Consider the following 2,797-nt stretch of genomic DNA (forward strand, 5'->3'; position numbering starts at 1 on the left):
CCGCGAGGCACCAGGTCGGTCTCGGCGGCGCGGGCGAGCAGCGCGACGTTGCGCTCGGCGGGGATGAGTCCGGCGGCCCGGCCGCAGGCGAGGATTTGTGCGGGCAGGTCGATGAGTTCGGAGTGTTCGCGCCAGGGGCGGATGGTGATGACGACGTGGCCGCCGGGGCGGAGGAAGGTGCGTGTCGCGGCGAGGATGCGGGTGAAGCCTGCGAGGAGTCGGTGGTGGCCGATGTTGGAGAGGTTGCCGCGGTCGAGGGTGTTGCCGTAGCGGTGCCAGTACTTCTGGATGCCCTCGCCGGGCGCGACGGCGACGCGGCCGTGGGTGGAGGGTCCGTATGGGGGTGAGGTGACGACGAGCGCGGCCTGTCCGACGTATTGCTGGGGCAGCAGGGTGAGGAGTTGGCGGGCGTCGCCGTGGAACACCTTCGCGTCGTGGTCGATGCCGTGTTCGCGGGCGAGGTCGAGGTTGGCGCGGGCGACGTCGACCCAGTGGGGTTCGTATTCGACGCCGACGGCGCGGCGGCCGAGGCGTACGGCTTCGACGAGTGTGGTGCCGATGCCGCACATCGGGTCGAGCACCAGTTCGCCCGGCGCGGTGTAGTGCTCGACGGCGTGGCGGACGACATCGGGCAGCATCTTGGCCGGATGCGGGGTCGATTCGGGCGTGTATTTGCCCTTGCGCTGGGTGGCGGGGGAGGACTGCGCGGTGGTCCACACCGAGACGTCGTTCGTCGCGTCGAGTGCGCTGATGAGTGCGTGGGGGATGGGTTGTGTTGGCTCGTCGGCGGAACCGCGGGTGTGGTCGTGCTGGGGCACGGGCTTGGCCTTTCTGGCTGGCGGAGACGGTTGTCAGCGGGGGTCGGCCTGCAGGCCGTGGTCGTGGGGCTGAGCGAAGACGAGGACGTCGGAGTGGATGCGGTGGTGCGGGGCGGGCAGCCCGCGCACCTCGGCTCGATGCCGGACCCGTGCGTCGGCCCGGTGGTCGTCGGAGAGGTGGAATCGGCCGTCGCGAACGGGTGCGTGCAGGGCGACGATGTGCTGGAGATAGAGCAGGTCGGCGTTCTGGCCGGCGGTGACCACGGCACTGGTGGGATCGCTGAGCTGACCGGTGGTCCAGTCACTGTGGGTGAGGACGGCGAGGATGCCGCCGACGCGGAGCCGGCGGGCCGCGTAGAGGCCGACCAGGTCGGCGGATCCGCCTCCCGACTGCTCCGGATGCACGCTCGAGATGATCAGATCCACGCTGTCGGTTCGCCCCGTCTCGTCGCCGCTTGCGGGGGTTGCGGGCGCGGGGTTTCGGTTGGCGATGAGGTCTGCCCAGAAGGGTGCGGACGGTCGCTCGTCGGTGTCCATAGGGCGCGGGACGCGGTCGACCTGGGCTGTGCGACCGAGGTGTTCAACGGCGTGTACCGCGTCGGCGAGTTCGGCGTCGGGAGGTTGGTGGATGACGCCGTCCGGGCCGACCGGAGCGAGTGCAGGATGGTCGCGATGGGAGGTTGGCCAGGGCAGCAGCATGACTCGCGCGCCGGGTGTGCTGAACGCGGTCACGATCCTTTCGACGATGGGTGCGGGCCAGGTGGCGTTGAGGTCGATCGGCGACGGGCCTGCCGGCCAGACGGTTGCGGGAATGGGTGTCGAGGTTGTGCTGTGCGAGGTGCGGGCGGCGGGTTTGCCGGGGCTGGGTCGGGTGGTGGTCGGGGCGGTCGGCCAGGGGCGGCGGTCGGCGCTGCGACGGCCTGCGGGGCGGGTCGGGGTGGGGCGAGCGGGGCCGGAACGCTTGCGTGGTGCGCGGCGGCTGGGGTGGTCGGGCGTGGTCATGGGTGTCCCCTCTGGAAGCTCGGCGGCACGGCGGTGCGCGGCGCTGATGACGCTCCTGAACTCCGGAATAGACAGGCGCCGGGGACACATCTCGCGGCAAGATTTCCGACGATTCTCCGGTCGATTGCGGCGCCCGCGTTTCCAGAGACCCGTCTCCTCCGCGAGGCGGCCTGGGCCTCGAGGGGCCGAACGTCGCGGGGTGTCTATGACCGAACTGGTACCGAACTAGTACCGCGCTCCCAAAAGTCCAGCTCAACCGGTATCGCCGTGGCCTCGAATGACGGATGCGCGGTCCATGACCTGACCGAAAGATGATCTTACTATCGCGGTGTCAAGATCGTCGGTTTGTCGGTTGTACTAGTCCGGTGCCGGTTCGGTCACGGGCCGGTCATACCTGCTGTGGCGTCCTGGGTGAGTCGTTGTTCCGGCTCATTCGGGAGTCATTTCATGAATTCGCGCGATGCTGTTCCGCGCTCGGGTTTCGAGCGCGCTGCGATGCCGTTGGACGCCGCTCGGGCGGCGTTCGAGTGGCTGGTTGCCGGGGACCATCCGGTGTCGGTCGATGGCCGGTTGTTCGCCGGGTTGCCGCCGCGGCGGGTGCCGCTGAACGAGCTGCGGGACCGGCTGTTGCGTCGCCGGTGTCCGCAGACGGTGCGGGACGCGGTGTGGGCGCATCTGGTGTTGCTGGCGCGCACCGAAGGCGCGACGTGGACGGTTGGCGCGGTCGGTGTCGCGCTGCCCGCGTTGACCTCAATCGCGGCGACCCTGTCGGCGAAGTTCGCCGGCGATCCGAGTGACATTCATGCCGCGGTGCTTGCCGGATTCGTCGCCGAGTTGGGGACGATCGACCTCCGCAAGCCGCGCATCATGCTCCGGCTGCGGTGGGCCGCCTACCGTGCCGGCCACGCCTGCGTGCGCGAGGCGCTGGACGCTCCGGTGCCCTCGGGGCACGGCTTCCGTTCCGCCCTGCCGCCGCC

Annotated in this window: 2 protein-coding genes and 1 pseudogene; 1 reads left to right on the forward strand and 2 read right to left on the reverse strand. The window is 70.1% G+C overall.

Annotation, left to right across the window (positions count from 1 at the left end; translation table 11 throughout):
- Together ABZ215_RS43585 and ABZ215_RS43590 are read right to left on the reverse strand one after the other, a co-directional pair.
- A partial coding sequence (locus ABZ215_RS43585) for a DNA methyltransferase (protein ID WP_354956812.1) occupies positions 1-818 on the reverse strand: 818 nt, incomplete at its 3' end.
- A 33-nt stretch (positions 819-851) separates the two neighbouring features.
- Complete coding sequence (locus ABZ215_RS43590) at positions 852-1,820, reverse strand: hypothetical protein (RefSeq protein ID WP_354956814.1); 969 nt, start codon at positions 1,818-1,820, stop codon at positions 852-854.
- Positions 1,821-2,267: 447 nt separating this feature from the next.
- On the opposite strand from ABZ215_RS43590, the pseudogene ABZ215_RS43595 reads away from it, so the two are divergent.
- A pseudogene (locus ABZ215_RS43595) lies at positions 2,268-2,797 on the forward strand (hypothetical protein); the annotation flags it as partial.

Origin of the sequence: Amycolatopsis sp. NPDC006131, from assembly GCF_040614175.1 — a bacterium.
GTDB classification, from domain to species: Bacteria; Actinomycetota; Actinomycetes; order Mycobacteriales; family Pseudonocardiaceae; genus Amycolatopsis_E; species Amycolatopsis_E tucumanensis.

Excerpts from the sequence above, each read along its gene's own strand:
- ABZ215_RS43590 (WP_354956814.1), bottom strand. The coding sequence starts at position 1,820 with ATGACCACGCCCGACCACCCCAGCCGCCGCGCACCACGCAAGCGTTCC.